Annotated in this window: 13 protein-coding genes; 8 read left to right on the top strand and 5 right to left on the bottom strand. The window is 44.0% G+C overall.

The genetic code is table 11. From position 1 onward, the window contains the following. Positions 1 to 14 precede the first annotated feature (14 nt). Complete coding sequence (locus tag K6G33_RS07635; RefSeq protein ID WP_296777949.1) at positions 15 to 626, bottom strand: metallophosphoesterase; 612 nt, start codon at positions 624 to 626, stop codon at positions 15 to 17. A 130-nt stretch (positions 627 to 756) separates the two neighbouring features. After that, positions 757 to 2,445, bottom strand: coding sequence for a GGDEF domain-containing phosphodiesterase (locus K6G33_RS07640; protein ID WP_296777950.1), 1,689 nt, complete (start codon positions 2,443 to 2,445; stop codon positions 757 to 759). Positions 2,446 to 2,794: 349 nt separating this feature from the next. Here K6G33_RS07640 and aroB point away from each other — a divergent pair, with 349 nt between their 5' ends. From aroB to K6G33_RS07670, 6 genes are all read left to right on the top strand, one after another. Beyond that, positions 2,795 to 3,835 carry a 3-dehydroquinate synthase gene (gene aroB, locus K6G33_RS07645; protein ID WP_296777953.1) on the top strand — a complete coding sequence of 347 codons (1,041 nt, stop codon included), beginning with the start codon at positions 2,795 to 2,797 and terminating at the stop codon, positions 3,833 to 3,835. 2 nt (positions 3,836 to 3,837) lie between these two features. After that, positions 3,838 to 5,070, top strand: a complete 1,233-nt coding sequence (gene aroA / locus K6G33_RS07650) for a 3-phosphoshikimate 1-carboxyvinyltransferase (protein ID WP_296777955.1) — start codon at positions 3,838 to 3,840, stop codon at positions 5,068 to 5,070. Continuing rightward, positions 5,051 to 6,130, top strand: a complete 1,080-nt coding sequence (gene aroC / locus K6G33_RS07655) for a chorismate synthase (protein WP_296777956.1) — start codon at positions 5,051 to 5,053, stop codon at positions 6,128 to 6,130. The genes aroA and aroC overlap by 20 nt, the downstream gene beginning before the upstream one ends. Before the next feature lie 11 nt (positions 6,131 to 6,141). Further along, a complete protein-coding gene (locus K6G33_RS07660; protein WP_296777958.1) occupies positions 6,142 to 6,735 on the top strand; it encodes a DUF4364 family protein in 594 nt (197 codons plus the stop codon). Between the two features lie 91 nt (positions 6,736 to 6,826). After that, a complete protein-coding gene (locus tag K6G33_RS07665) occupies positions 6,827 to 7,192 on the top strand; it encodes a hypothetical protein (protein WP_296777959.1) in 366 nt (121 codons plus the stop codon). 30 nt (positions 7,193 to 7,222) lie between these two features. Beyond that, positions 7,223 to 8,080 (top strand): patatin family protein, encoded by an 858-nt coding sequence (locus K6G33_RS07670; protein WP_296777961.1) that lies wholly within the window; start codon positions 7,223 to 7,225, stop codon positions 8,078 to 8,080. A gap of 37 nt (positions 8,081 to 8,117) precedes the next feature. Here K6G33_RS07670 and K6G33_RS07675 read toward each other — a convergent pair whose 3' ends face one another. After that, the gene (locus K6G33_RS07675) at positions 8,118 to 8,690 is read right to left on the bottom strand and encodes a biotin transporter BioY (protein WP_296777962.1); all 573 of its coding nucleotides are present in this window, start codon (positions 8,688 to 8,690) and stop codon (positions 8,118 to 8,120) included. A gap of 275 nt (positions 8,691 to 8,965) precedes the next feature. Here K6G33_RS07675 and K6G33_RS07680 point away from each other — a divergent pair, with 275 nt between their 5' ends. After that, complete coding sequence (locus tag K6G33_RS07680; protein WP_296777964.1) at positions 8,966 to 11,344, top strand: cation-translocating P-type ATPase; 2,379 nt, start codon at positions 8,966 to 8,968, stop codon at positions 11,342 to 11,344. A gap of 35 nt (positions 11,345 to 11,379) precedes the next feature. On the opposite strand, the gene K6G33_RS07685 is transcribed toward K6G33_RS07680, so the two are convergent. Continuing rightward, a complete protein-coding gene (locus K6G33_RS07685) occupies positions 11,380 to 11,631 on the bottom strand; it encodes a heavy-metal-associated domain-containing protein (protein WP_296777966.1) in 252 nt (83 codons plus the stop codon). 241 nt (positions 11,632 to 11,872) lie between these two features. Here K6G33_RS07685 and K6G33_RS07690 point away from each other — a divergent pair, with 241 nt between their 5' ends. Then, a complete protein-coding gene (locus K6G33_RS07690; RefSeq protein WP_296777967.1) occupies positions 11,873 to 13,201 on the top strand; it encodes a peptidoglycan DD-metalloendopeptidase family protein in 1,329 nt (442 codons plus the stop codon). A gap of 241 nt (positions 13,202 to 13,442) precedes the next feature. Here the strand turns inward: K6G33_RS07690 and K6G33_RS07695 are convergent. Next, on the bottom strand, positions 13,443 to 13,817 hold a 375-nt coding region (locus K6G33_RS07695), incomplete at its 5' end, for a hypothetical protein (protein WP_296777970.1).

Raw genomic sequence — 13,817 nt, forward strand, 5'->3', positions numbered from 1 at the left:
GCAGTATTTTTCGGTCAGTATTTAAGGTCGATATGCTCAAAGCTGATACCACTTTCATTCGCCTCGATGAGAAGGTAAGAAGCTCCTTCCAATCCTGAAGCCGAAACTGATACAACATTTTCGTTCACGAAATTTCTGTGAGAATGACCGACTGCAAGGAGGTCATATTTCATGATATCATTTCTTCTGCAAGCTTCATCGAATACACCGTTATTTAGAGATGACAGCGGCAGGAAAGGGTATGCTGAGTCAGTATCCAGAAACAGAAAGTGTGAAAAACGCATTTTATGTCCACAGCATTCAGCTTCGTAAACCAGCGGCATCTGTTTGATGAACTGCATCTGTTCGACAGTGACCTTTTTTCTTATCTCGTCATAATAGCTCCTGAGATGTTCCACATCAGGGTCGATATCAACGCCATGCTGGAGGTACAGTTCGCAGTTTCCCTTTAAGCAGATGATATCGTTGTTCTTTAACAGATCCAGACATTCTGTTTCCTCGTTTCCGCGTTGGAGGATATCTCCCAGAAAGACTGTAAGGTCGGGAACTTTTTCTTTTATCTGTTCGAGGACGGCGTTTAATGCTTTAAGATTTCCGTGAATATCAGAGAATACAAAAATTTTCATAACGATTCCTTTCATTTATGCAAGTATTTTTATAAAAAAAAAGTATTATATCATAAACAAAGTTATTTGTCAATAAAAGCCATAGCATTTCCTTGTACAGGAAACACTATGGCTTAAAGCAGCTGTAAATTTATTTGCTGTAAACATAATCCTCATCAAGTCTTTTCTCAAATTCCTCGATAGGCAGAGGTTTGTCAAAGAAGAATCCCTGAGCAAGGTTGCAGTTGTTTTCACAGAGCAGTTCGACCTGAGCACTGGTCTCCACACCCTCAGCGATACATTCAAGTCCCATTTCCTGAGCCATAGCAACGATGTACTTGAAAATGAGGGCTTTTTGATGAGGGTCGTCCTCGTTTTCGGTAGGGAGCAGGCTTTTGTCCAGCTTCAGCACGTCCCACGGTATCTCCTTGATGAGGTTGAGTGAAGAATAACCAATGCCGAAGTCATCGACAGAGGTCGATATACCGTGCTTCTGCAAGCCGCTGATAGTACGTTTCAGGTCAGTGAACTCCACATCGGTGGTGGTCTCTGTAAGTTCAATTTCTATGTATTCATGAGGAATATTATGACGGTCAACGATATCGAGGATATGCTTGAGCAGATCCATATCAGAAAGATGCCTGCGTGAAAGGTTAACGGATATGCGCACAGCCTTGCGGCCGCTGTCCAGCCATCTTCTTATGTCGCGGCATACCGCATCGAGCATATAGAAATCAAGCTTGCAGATATCTCGCCCCTGTTCCAGAACGGGTATAAAATCCCCTGGGGGAACGAGCCGACCGTTATGCAGCCAGCGGCAAAGAGCCTCAGCACCTGCCAACTTCAGACCGTCGACAGCGACCTTTGGCTGATAGTACACAAGGAACTCTCTTTCTTCAAGAGCCTTTGGGAAGCAGGCTGAGATATCGTTGTTCTTTTTGCTTATTGCCAGCAGCTGATCGTCGAAGTATACAACGTCCTGTGTACACGAATTTTTTGCAAGGCTGAAAGCCATGCTTACGCGGTCCATGATATCTGACGAGAGAACAAAGCTGTCCATATCAGGGATAACATAAACTCCGACAGTTGCCGAAATATTTATGCGCTCGTCTCTTGTTTCATCATAGACTATAGGCGTACCGCTTAGTATCTTCAGTAGTGCATCGAGCTTGTCCTGATATATCAGGACAATGAAGTTATCACCGCCGATACGGCATAGTACCTCTGCACTGTCTGTCAAGATATTATCAATACAGGCTATGAATTGTTTCATTACGCAGGTACCGTTTTCGCGTCCCAGCTGTTGGTTGACAACGGAAAACCTTTTTAAATTGAACCTGACCGCAGCAAAGCTGTCGACACGTTCTTCCTTGCACAGCATTCTCACATTTTTCATGAACTGTTTAAGGTTGTACATATCGAAATCGCTGTCAAAGTATGTCAGGCGGTTGGTGAGCTTGATAAGCCGAAGCTTACCGTTGAGAGTGCTGAAAAGGGCGATAAATATCTGTATCTTTTCAAGCTCGTTTTCAGACCATTCTTCGGCATCGGCTATGGGATAGATTTTGTATACGACGATAGAATCGTCGTTGGTGGTCATACGTCTGCTTACACAAAAAGTATCGCAGACCTGACCGCAGTCGTAGTAGCAGTACGGTGTATACAGACCAAGGTGCTCTGAAGCTTCATTGGTATAGGCAAGCATTTCGACCTTGCCTATTCTTAGCAGCACACACAGTTCCTCAAGAATAGCGGCGATCTCATCAGGAGTTGCCGCAGTAAGCGCCATTGTCTTTCTTATAAAGCGCTCGACAGCTCTCATATACTCATTAAAGATCATACATATCCCCTCCGAACAGACAATAAGCCTGTTACAGATTTTTTATATATTGACATTATATCATAATAAAATGTGTTAATGTTTGATATTTTATGAACATAGTGTGAATATTACAAGTGTTATCAAGAATGTTATTGCAACTTGTATCAACTGCACAAAGATAATGGCGATGAGTCAATATTTCAATTCAGCAATTAAAAGTTTTAGTGTGAAAAAGTGTTGACAGTATTAAAGGTATATGGTATAATTTTTTATGACCGCAGACAGTTCGTCGGCGGTCTGACTGTTTGTTAATTTTACCGCAGCTTGGTGCAAAAGCGGCGGAGTTCTTGATATAGGAGGTCTTTTTATGAAAAAGATACATCTGAATACAAGTCACCCTTACGATGTTCTTATCGAGAGAGGCGGCATAAAAAAGAGCGGTGAATATATCGCAAAGGTAACAGCTTCGAGAAAGGCTGCGATAATCACCGATGATATAGTTGAAAAGCTCCATTTGCAGACGGTCAGGGAGTCAATGGAAGCGGCAGGCTTTGAGTGTACAGTATTCTCTTTCCCGAACGGAGAGCAGTCGAAATGCCTTGCAACTCTCGGAAAAATATATGATTTCCTTTGTGAGAGCAATATCACGAGAAGTGATATCGTAGTAGCTCTCGGAGGCGGTGTTGTAGGCGATATCACAGGCTTTGCGGCAGCTTCTTATCTCAGGGGAGTTGAGTTCATACAGATACCGACTACGCTGCTTTCACAGGTGGATTCATCTGTCGGCGGAAAGACAGCTATAGATATTGCAGGCGGAAAGAATCTCGTAGGTGCCTTCAAGCAGCCTGCGCTTGTAATATGCGACAGCGATACGCTTAAAACTCTTCCCGAGAGCATACTTTCCGAGGGAATGGGTGAGTGCATAAAGTACGGCATGATACGCGACGAGAAGCTTTTTGAGCTTATGGAGTCACACAATATTGAAGATATTGATGATATTATGGACGAAATGGTATACACCTGCATAGATATCAAGCGTCAGGTAGTCGAGAATGATGAGTTTGACAGGGGAGAGCGAATGATCCTCAACTTTGGTCATACTCTTGGCCATGCGCTTGAGGGCTGGCACAATTATACCGATTATCCCCACGGAAACGGTGTCGCAGCAGGAATGTGCATGATAACTGACAAGCTTGCACCTCAGCTTTCGGAGAGACTGAAGAAGTGTGTTGCGGCATATAAGCTCCCCACAGGAAGCGATATCCCTATGAGTGAGCTTCTCCCGTTCTGTGTCAAGGACAAAAAGAACGAAGCTAAGAACATAAACTACATAATATGCAATGAAATAGGCAAGAGCGAGATCGTAAAGGTACCTTTTGCCGAATTCTGCCGACTTATGGAGGGCTGAGAATGGATATAGCTATCAGACCTTCGGTGCTGCGCGGAAAGCTCAGCGTTCCCGCTTCAAAGAGCTGCGCTCACCGCTCTATAATATGTGCGGCACTTGCTGACGGAGTTTCACACCTGAGCGGAGTTACCATGTCAAAGGACATCGAAGCTACTATCGGAGCAATGACGGCTCTCGGAGCTGAATTCACCGTTGACGGCGGAGATATAACAGTCAAAGGCGCAGGCGGAAGACCTGCGGGCGACAGCGTTATTGACTGCAACGAGAGCGGTTCGACCCTTCGTTTCATCATACCTGTTGCAGCAGCTCTCGGAAAAACTACCGAATTCCGCGGCAGGGGAAGACTTCCTCAGCGTCCTATAGATATCTTCACAAGGGAGCTTGGAAAGAACGGAGTTGTGTTTGATTATCACAATACCATGCCGTTCACTATTTCGGGCAGGCTTAAAAGCGGCATTTTTGAGATAGAGGGAGATGTTTCCTCGCAGTTCATAACAGGACTTCTCTTTGCGCTGCCGATGCTTGAAGGCGATTCCGAAATAGTCCTGACATCACACCTCGAATCCCGTCCGTATGTTGACATAACCATTGATACTCTGCGAAGATTCGGAGTTTCGGTAGACGAGTCGGAGAACGGCTTCAGGATTAAGGGCGGTCAGAAATATGCTCCCCACGACGAAAAGATCGAGGGAGACTACTCTCAGGCAGCATTTTTCTGTGTTGCAAATGCTCTGGGTTCACAGGTCGAGCTCCATAATCTTAACGAAAACAGTGTTCAAGGTGATAAGAAAATCCTTGAAATTATCAATAATATGTGCTATAATAACAATATCGGACATTATAACGCCGATTGCTCGGATATCCCTGACCTCGTGCCGATATTGGCTGTTCTGGGAGCTTTCGGCAGCGGCGATTCGGTAATATACAACGCTAAACGACTTAAAATAAAAGAAAGCGACCGCTTACAGACAACAGCTGCTTTGCTGAACGGTCTCGGCGGAAGTGTCACTGTGACTGATGACGGACTTATTATCCACCCTACAGGCGCAATGCACGGCGGAACGGTCGACAGTTTCGGTGACCACAGAATAGTCATGGCGGCAGCTATTGCTGCAACGCGCATCGACGGAGAAGTGGTCATAAAAGGCGCTGAAGCCGCTGAAAAATCTTACCCTGCTTTCTTTGACGACTACAAAATGCTCGGAGGTAAAGCTAATGTCATCATTCTGGAATAATCGGATATCTGTCTCTTTGTTCGGCGAAGCTCATGGTCCTGCTATCGGTGTTACCGTGGACAATCTGCCTTCGGGAGAGTTTATAGACGCTGAGGAGCTTTCACGCTTCATGGCAAGAAGATATTCCTGCGGCAGCGGAGTTGCCGTAGATTCCATGCCTCATATCTTATCCGGTATACTCAATGAACGTACTACAGGTGCGCCTCTTTGTGCTTTGTTGCAGAACAGGAACGCATCTGCTCCGCAGCACGAACCGAAGGATCCGCTTCTGCGTCCTGGTCATGCTGATTATACAGGTACTGTGAGATACAGAGGCTTCAATGATGTTCGTGACGGCGGTCACTTTTCCGACAGCGCTACCGATCCGCTCTGCTTTGCAGGAGCTGTCTGCGCTCAGATACTTGAAAGGCGCGGTATATACACAGGTGCGCATATACTTCAGATACATAATACTAAGGATAATCCCTTCGATCCTGTAAATATTACCCGTGACGGCGTTCTCAGCGTGAGAAACAAGGATTTCCCCGTTATCAACGACCGCAAGGGATGGGCTATGATCGAGGATATAAACAAGGCTGAGGAGGGCGGCGAGTCCTTGGGCGGTGTCATAGAGTGTGCCGCTGTAAATGTGCCTGCGGGTATCGGTTCGCCTATATTTGACGGACTTGAAAACAACATTGCACAGCTCATTTTCGGTATCCCCAATGTCAGGGGACTGGAGTTCGGTGCAGGCTTCCTTTCCGCAAAAATGGTTGGCAGTCAGCACAATGACGAGTTCTATGTGAACGATCACGGTCATGTGCTCACAAAGACGAACAATCACGGCGGTATAATCGGCGGTATCTCGTCGGGAATGCCTATTACTCTCAAAGTTGCGTTCAAGCCTTCTGAGTTTGTGGGCGGTCAGCAGGACGCAGTGAACTACCGCAAAATGATGACGGAGACCGTTGACAGCACAAAGCATATCCCATGCAGTGTTCCAGCGGCTGTTCCGTGTGTTGAGGCGGCTGTGAACATTGCTCTGCTTTCACATATGTTGGATTATCCTAATTTCTGTTAAGGTGACTTGTTATGCAGGATGAAAATATAATGAAAATGGCAGAACGTGCCGACATCGAGATAAAAGATGTCCCCACGCTCAATATACTCCTTTGCTACTTGCTGTATAAGATCGACAGACCGTTAAGTCCCGATCAGCTCTATGATATTGCTATCGGTACAGGTGTCATAAACTATTTCTACTATCAGGATTCTGTGGGATACCTGCTGAAAAACGGCCATATCACTGCCGAAAAGAACGAGAACGGCGAGGAGTGCTATGTTTTGCAGCCAAAGGGCAGAGAATGCGCTAAGCAGCTCAAAAATTATGCCCCGAAGTCCTACAGGGACAGGCTCGTACTTGCTGCACTCAGGTATTTTGCGCGTATCCAGTACGAAAAAGAGCTTAAAATAGAGTACGAACCTGTGGGGAACGGCTATTATACCCACGTCAGATGCATAGACTCGAATTTTGACCTCATGGATCTGAAGCTCTATGCCCCTGATCTTGCTCAGGCGCAGCTCATTGGCGAAAAGATACTTCTCAATCCTGCGGGATTCTACGGAAAGGTCATCGAAGTGGCTCTTTCAAACGAAGAACCCTCCTACGACTTGAGTGATAACTGACGATACAAGGAGCTGTTTTTGCAGCTCCTTTCTGATTAGTTCTTAGTGTATAGTTCCTTTGCTGATCGCAAAGTATAACGGGAGAAATGCAATGGATTTGAAGAAAGATGGATACTTTAAAATAAAAAATACTTTTAAAGAGTTGTTATATTTAGATTTTGAAGAATGCAAACGAGAGTTGGATTATAATAATATTGCAAGAAACTATGATGATTATATAGAGTGTCATTTAGATGAAGATGAATATTTGATCCAAACTATTTTATTGGACTATGCTCTTAAGGAGTATTGTAATACAATACCTGACTTTTTCTGTAGATCTGTTTTTATTCATATATTATTCTATGAAGATAAAGGTTCGCTTTTAAAACTGGACAGCATAGAAAAAGAGGATTTTTTGAATGTGTTAAATGAATTAAACGATATAATTGATAGTAAAATAAGATATAAATATTGATCACTAATAACTTGTAAAAGGAAGAACGAGATGAAATACGGACTTGTACTTGAGGGCGGCGCAATGCGCGGACTTTTTACCGCAGGCGTTATTGATGTCCTCATGGAAAATGATATAAAATTCGATTCAACTGTAGGAGTTTCAGCAGGTGCAGCTTTCGGCTGCAATTTCAAGTCGGGGCAGATACGCCGTGTTATCCGCTATAATACACGTTTCTGCAAGGACAAGCGATATTGCAGCAAACGCTCTCTTATCAAAACAGGAGATATGTTCGGGGCTGAGTTCTGTTACCACACTATCCCCGATAAGCTTGATGTATTTGACTTTCAGACATTCAACAGTTCGCCTATGGATTTCTGGGTAGTATGTACCGATGTGAATACAGGCAAGGCGGTATACCATAAATGCGGCCCTATCGACCACGACGAGCTGGAATGGATACGTGCTTCTGCTTCCATGCCATTAGCTGCCCGTATAGTAGAGGTGGGCGGCTACAGACTTATGGACGGCGGCGTGGCAGACTCGATCCCGCTGAAGTTCATGGAGAGCCGCAATTGCGAAAAGAACGTGGTCGTGCTCACTCAGCCGCGTGATTATGTAAAAAAGCCTGTGAGTATTTTGCCGCTCATTAAGATGAAATACCGGAGCTTTCCGAAATTTATCGGAGCGGTGGCTGAACGCCATAAAATGTACAACAGCGAGCTGAAATACATAAGAAGTGCCGAGGAAGAGGGAAGAGCGCTGGTCATTGCACCGCCTGAGACACTTCCTATAGGTCATATTGAGCATGATCCCGAGGTGCTGTTGGAGGTGTATCGCATCGGCAGGCGCGTCGCAAATGAGAATCTGGGAAAGATAAAGGAATTCCTCGGTATCAGCGAGGAATAAATGAAAATGACCTGTTCGCTTTGAACAGGTCTGTTTGTTATATTTTGATGTATTTTTTTACTCTGTCCGAGATGATAAGCGATAAAACGAGCTTTATCAGATCGAAAGGAACGAAGGGGATAACACAGATCTTCAGTGCGCTGTAGAATGATATTCCGTTGTCGCCTTTTGAGTATACGTACACGAACCAGAGTGTGCCGAACAGGTAACATACAGCAAGTCCAATGGTCATTAATATGACACGGACAACGAGTTTGCTGCTTATAAGTTTTGTGCCAAACCAGTAAATGAGGCATAGGATCAGATATCCGATAAGATAGCCGCCTGTTGGCCCTAAAATAACTCCTATACCGCTTTTGAAGCCTGCGAATACGGGAAGTCCGATGATACCGAGAAGAAGATACACGATAAATGAAAATGTGCCTTTTCTTCCACCGAGAATTCCGACGGCGCAGAATACTCCGAAGGTGTGCAAGGTTATGGGGACGGCTCCTATTGGTATTGATATCCATGCACATACTGTTATTATGGCTGCAAATAACGCAGTAAGTACAAGTTCTTTTGTGGTGAAACGGCTTTTACTGCCGTTCGATGATATGTTTTCGCTCATATTCAAAATCTCCTTTAATGACATTATATCACATGAAGCAAGTATTGTCAACCTTAAATTCGAAATAGGTTGACGATAATATTGCGTATACTATAAAGGATTTTTTGTGAATGTTGCTATTTTGAAATTTTTATGTTATAATCACGGAGTCCGCGCCGTCTTTTTTGCGGCGAAGTTCAAAGCAGCGGAAAGATTTTTTCGCGTATGTTGCTATTTTGAAATTTATGTGTTATAATAATATATAAATACAATTTTGAAAGGTGATTTCTCTAATAATGAAAACCAGTGAATTCCGTGATGTGGTGATCCCTGATCGTATCAAAGCTGATTTTAATGTGGGTCTCACCTCGGCTCAGGTCGAGGAAAGAGTTGAGGCAGGGCTGGACAACAAGCCTGTTGAGTCCCCGTCTAAAACGGTCAAGGAAATACTTATTGATAACCTCTGCACTTATTTTAACCTTATATTCGTCATTCTTTCAGTATTGCTCATAATTGTCGGCTCGTACCGTGATCTTTCCTTTATGCCTATAATCATTGCAAATGCTCTGACGGGTATTATACAGGAGCTTCGTTCAAAGTCGGTACTTGATAAGATAAAAGTGCTCAATGCACCTGTGACAACTGTTGTTCGTGACGGAGAAGTCAAAACGGTTCCCTCAAAGGATCTTGTACGCGATGATATTGTCGTATTCAAGGCGGGAAATCAGATAAGCGCTGATGCGATAGTTGTGGACGGAAATGTAGCGGTAAACGAATCCCTGCTCACAGGCGAATCGGACGAGATTACCAAGAAGCCCGGTGATAAACTTATGTCGGGAAGCTACATAGTTTCGGGATCATGTCGTGCAAGACTTGAAAAGGTCGGCAAGGAATCATACATCTCCAAGCTCACATTGCAGGCTAAAAAGTCCAGAAAGGGCGAGCAGTCCGAAATGATACGTTCGCTCAACAGGATCGTTAAGTTTGCAGGCTTTGCGATAATCCCTATCGGAAGCATACTTTTTTATCAGGCATACTATTTAAACCATGATTCAATTCGCGCAAGTGTTCAGTCCATGGTCGCTGCGGTTATAGGCATGATACCTGAGGGACTTTTCCTTCTTGCCAGCGTTACACTTGTTATAAGTACAATGAAGCTTGCTCTCGGAAAAGTACTTGTTCACGACATGAAGTGTATAGAGACTCTCGCCCGTGTAAATGTACTGTGTGTCGATAAGACCGGAACTATCACCGAAAATGAGATGTCCGTATCCGAGCTTGTTAAGGTGAGCGATGACTATACGGAAGAAAATGTGAGGGGACTGCTCAGTGATTTTGCGGCTTCTCAGGACGCAGACAATCAGACTATGGCGGCTGTGAAGAATTACTTCCACAGTCCTACGGGCAGAGGAGCTATCTCAACAACGGGCTTCTCTTCGGAATTCAAATACAGCAGTGTAACATTTGAATGCGGATCATTTATAATGGGTGCTCCCGAGTTCATTCTCAAGGGAGAGATAGCTCATTACAGCAATATTATAGATCAGTACAGCCGCAGGGGAAACCGTGTTATAGCTTTTGGAAAGTACGAGGGCGTACCGGATGGAAAGGCTCTCACAGCTCCTGTAAAGCCGTTATGCTTCATTATGATGTCAAATCCTATCCGTGAGAACGCTCCCGAAACATTCAAGTATTTTGCAGATCAGGGCGTTGACATAAAGGTTATATCAGGCGACAATCCTGTAACTGTCTCGGAGGTCGCTAAGCAGGCAGGTATCAGAAATGCTGCCGACTATGTTGACGCAACTACCCTGACAAATGATGCGGCTATAAAGGATGCTGTTATGCGTTATACAGTCTTCGGACGAGTTACTCCCGAACAGAAGCGCAAGTTCGTGAAGGCACTGAAAAAAGCAGGCAAGACCGTTGCAATGACAGGTGACGGTGTAAATGACGTTCTCGCACTCAAAGATGCCGACTGCTCGGTCGCAATGGCTTCGGGAAGTGACGCGGCAGCTCAGGCAGCTCAGCTTGTGCTGTTGGAGTCGGATTTCTCAAAGATGCCTGATGTTGTTGCTGAGGGCAGAAAGGTCGTAAATAATCTTGAACGTTCGGGAAGTCTGTTCATAGTAAAGAATATATTCTCGCTGATAATCTCGGTACTGTTCATATTCTTCGGACTTGCTTACCCACTGAAGCCTGCGCAGATATCACTGATAAGTATGTTTACGATCGGTCTTCCGGCGTTCTTCCTGTCACAGATGCCGAACCGTGAACTTATCAAAGGCAGATTTATCATGAATATCCTGCTGAAAGCGCTTCCTGCTGCTCTCACGGACGTACTTGTGGTCTGTGCGATGGTGTACTTCGGCAATATATTCAACGTAGCGCCTACCGATATCGCAACTGCTTCGACCATACTTATGAGTATCGTCGGCATGATGATAGTTTTGCAGATATGCAAGCCTATGGACGTTTACAAGATGTGGATGTGGATACTCTGCGGAGTCGGACTTGTTTGCTGTATGATATTCGTCAGCAAGCTCTTTGACATCACATCAATGTCAAACAGATGTATCCTTCTTTGCGTGAACTTCTCCATAATCGCTGAACCCTGTCTGCGTTATCTTACAATAGCAATGAAAAAGATACAGGATTTCTTCATAAAAGAATAAAAAGAAAGGCAGTTCCGAACGAACTGCCTTTTCTGTTACTTTCTGCCGAATAGTCCTTTTTTCACGTATGGCTCAGATGTGATCCCGAGAACCTTGTATCCGTCTTTTTCGATTGTTTCGGTCAGAAGAGCGCTGTCAAGAGCTTCTTCTGAGATGACTTCGGTCTGTCCCTTGCTGTGGGAGGATTCGACCTTTTTAACCTTGAAAGCGTTGCGTATAGCGTCATTTACGTGAGATTCGCACATTCCGCACATCATACCTTCAACTTTAATGACAGTCTTTATCATATTATCAGCTCCTAATTGTTAGATTATGCTGACATATATATTTTACCTCTTTTGGATTTTTTTGTCAAGCTTTTAGTACAGAAAGTTAATATGTTTGTTGGGGATACTATTAGTTTGCCTGATTGTGATAAAACGAGTAAAATTTTGTAAGTTTTTACGATTTTGACTTGACTTTTTGATTTGAAATATGGTAAAATATATATAACGTTTTGATTCTTAGTTTTGTAAAGGAGAAAACATTATGAAGAATTTATTCATGAGGGCATCTGCTATTCTTTTGTCCATAGCTTTTATCTTTACAGTTCAACTATACATACCTTCAAATATAGATGCTCATGCAGCAGTTTATGCTGTATGGCCTGCTGAACCGAAGTACAAAAATATCACGACATATTTTGATCCTGCAAGAAATTCAAATGATAATTCGGGATATCACAATGCCATTGATATCGAAGCTGCGGGAGGAAGCAATATTTATGCAGCCTGCGGCGGTGAGGTCATCTCGGCTGACTGGAAGGGCGACTACGGATATCTGGTAATTCTTTATCATGCCGATCTTGGTGTATATACCTTCTATGCTCATGCATCACAGGTGCTTACAAGTGCAGGTGCTAAGGTGAAGCAGGGGGATACAATTGCAAAGGTTGGAAGCACAGGCAATTCCTCTGGAAATCACATACATTTCGGTGTCTGTAATACTCTCGTGGGCGGATATCCTGCACGTACCTATTATGACCCGCTCACTTATTTTACATATTCCGACAACAACGGTGAGAACAATAACGGTGCACAGATCCCGAATGAAAAAACTCCGTCGTGCAGCTGTTCTGACAAGTATGCAGGAACATACACAACGAAAAATGTAGTTACTTACCTTAATATAAGAGCTGACCACAGCACAAATTCCGCTGTTGTGGGAACAATCCCCGCAAATGCTGTATTTACAGTCACAATGGGCGACGGCAAGTGGGCTCACGTAGAGTATAACGGAGTTAAAGGCTTTGCTTCCATGGATTATATGCAGCTTAAAGAGAAGAATCCTGAGATAAAGTCGGATATGAAGATAACCGGTGTAACAGCTCCCGAGGGCGAGCTTGAGCTTGGAAAGCCGTTCAGCATCAGAGGCGTAATAACCTCGGCTCTGCCCATAAAGAAGGTCTACGGAGGCGTTTATTTCCGAAACGGTGAGGCTACCAGCCAGTGCGTTGAAGCAGCTCCGAATACAGAAAAGTACGATCTGTCGACATTTTTTGACAATAATGTGATCTTTGGCGTTCTCAAGTCAGGGGAATACACATATAAGATAACAGCTGAGGATACAAGCGGCACGGTATATTACCTTGTTACAAGCGAGTTCACGATCGCGGAAGACAAGCCGCTTCTTGGTGACCTGAACGGCGACGGAGTCCTTAACGTCAGTGATGCAGTTATCCTTCAGAATTATCTCCTCAAACGCACAGATGATTTCAGCAGGGAACAGTTTATGCTCACAGATATGAACGGCGACGGAAGTGTTGATGTTTTTGATCTTGTAGAGCTTAAAAAAGCTATCCTCAATACGGCTGAATAAGAAGCAGTAATAAATGAAATGGGGGAGTATTTTTTAATTCATGCTTATCATAGAACTAAGCCTTTAGCTATTAACCAATGAGTTGCCTTAGTCTGAGGAATAACGGCTGCGGCTGTATTACACATTTCTTCTTACCTATTTCAATTTACAGTATATGAATGATATCCCGATTACGGTTCAGAAGCTGCTTTCGGGATATTTTTTTTGCAGTAAAAAAGCCGCAGCAGAATAAGCGGCGTACTCATATAGAAACTTTACACGAAATTATCGGGGGAAACCTTTCTGAGGAAAGGTTCCTCTGACCGAGGCGTTCCCCTTTGTCACTGCGTGACATCTCCCCGCACTGCGGGGAGTCAACCCCGTATCCCTTTCCAAAGACTTTTAACACGAATTTTTCTCTGATAGGGCGCTCCCTGCAAAACTTGCAGGGCTTTTTTATTGCTTTGAGCGCCCTATCTGCGAAAAATTCAAGCCGGAATATGTATGCTAAAATAAAACTGAGCCAGTTAGCCTCAAAATGATAATAAAAAAATGAGCCACTAAAATAAAAATCCTGTATAATAAGAGAAAGAGCTTGTGTACAGGAGGAACAAGGAGTGGCAATAGCAATGGAGAT

The organism is Ruminococcus sp., from assembly GCF_024691275.1.
Lineage (GTDB): Bacteria > Bacillota > Clostridia > Oscillospirales > Ruminococcaceae > Ruminococcus.

Bases quoted from the DNA above. Each gene is read 5' to 3' on its own strand.
- K6G33_RS07635 (WP_296777949.1), bottom strand. From the start codon at position 626: ATGAAAATTTTTGTATTCTCTGATATTCACGGAAATCTTAAAGCATTA.
- K6G33_RS07640 (WP_296777950.1), bottom strand. From the start codon at position 2,445: ATGATCTTTAATGAGTATATGAGAGCTGTCGAGCGCTTTATAAGAAAG.
- aroB (WP_296777953.1), top strand. From the start codon at position 2,795: ATGAAAAAGATACATCTGAATACAAGTCACCCTTACGATGTTCTTATC.
- aroA (WP_296777955.1), top strand. From the start codon at position 3,838: ATGGATATAGCTATCAGACCTTCGGTGCTGCGCGGAAAGCTCAGCGTT.
- aroC (WP_296777956.1), top strand. From the start codon at position 5,051: ATGTCATCATTCTGGAATAATCGGATATCTGTCTCTTTGTTCGGCGAA.
- K6G33_RS07660 (WP_296777958.1), top strand. From the start codon at position 6,142: ATGCAGGATGAAAATATAATGAAAATGGCAGAACGTGCCGACATCGAG.
- K6G33_RS07665 (WP_296777959.1), top strand. From the start codon at position 6,827: ATGGATTTGAAGAAAGATGGATACTTTAAAATAAAAAATACTTTTAAA.
- K6G33_RS07670 (WP_296777961.1), top strand. From the start codon at position 7,223: ATGAAATACGGACTTGTACTTGAGGGCGGCGCAATGCGCGGACTTTTT.
- K6G33_RS07675 (WP_296777962.1), bottom strand. From the start codon at position 8,690: ATGAGCGAAAACATATCATCGAACGGCAGTAAAAGCCGTTTCACCACA.
- K6G33_RS07680 (WP_296777964.1), top strand. From the start codon at position 8,966: ATGAAAACCAGTGAATTCCGTGATGTGGTGATCCCTGATCGTATCAAA.
- K6G33_RS07685 (WP_296777966.1), bottom strand. From the start codon at position 11,631: ATGATAAAGACTGTCATTAAAGTTGAAGGTATGATGTGCGGAATGTGC.
- K6G33_RS07690 (WP_296777967.1), top strand. From the start codon at position 11,873: ATGAAGAATTTATTCATGAGGGCATCTGCTATTCTTTTGTCCATAGCT.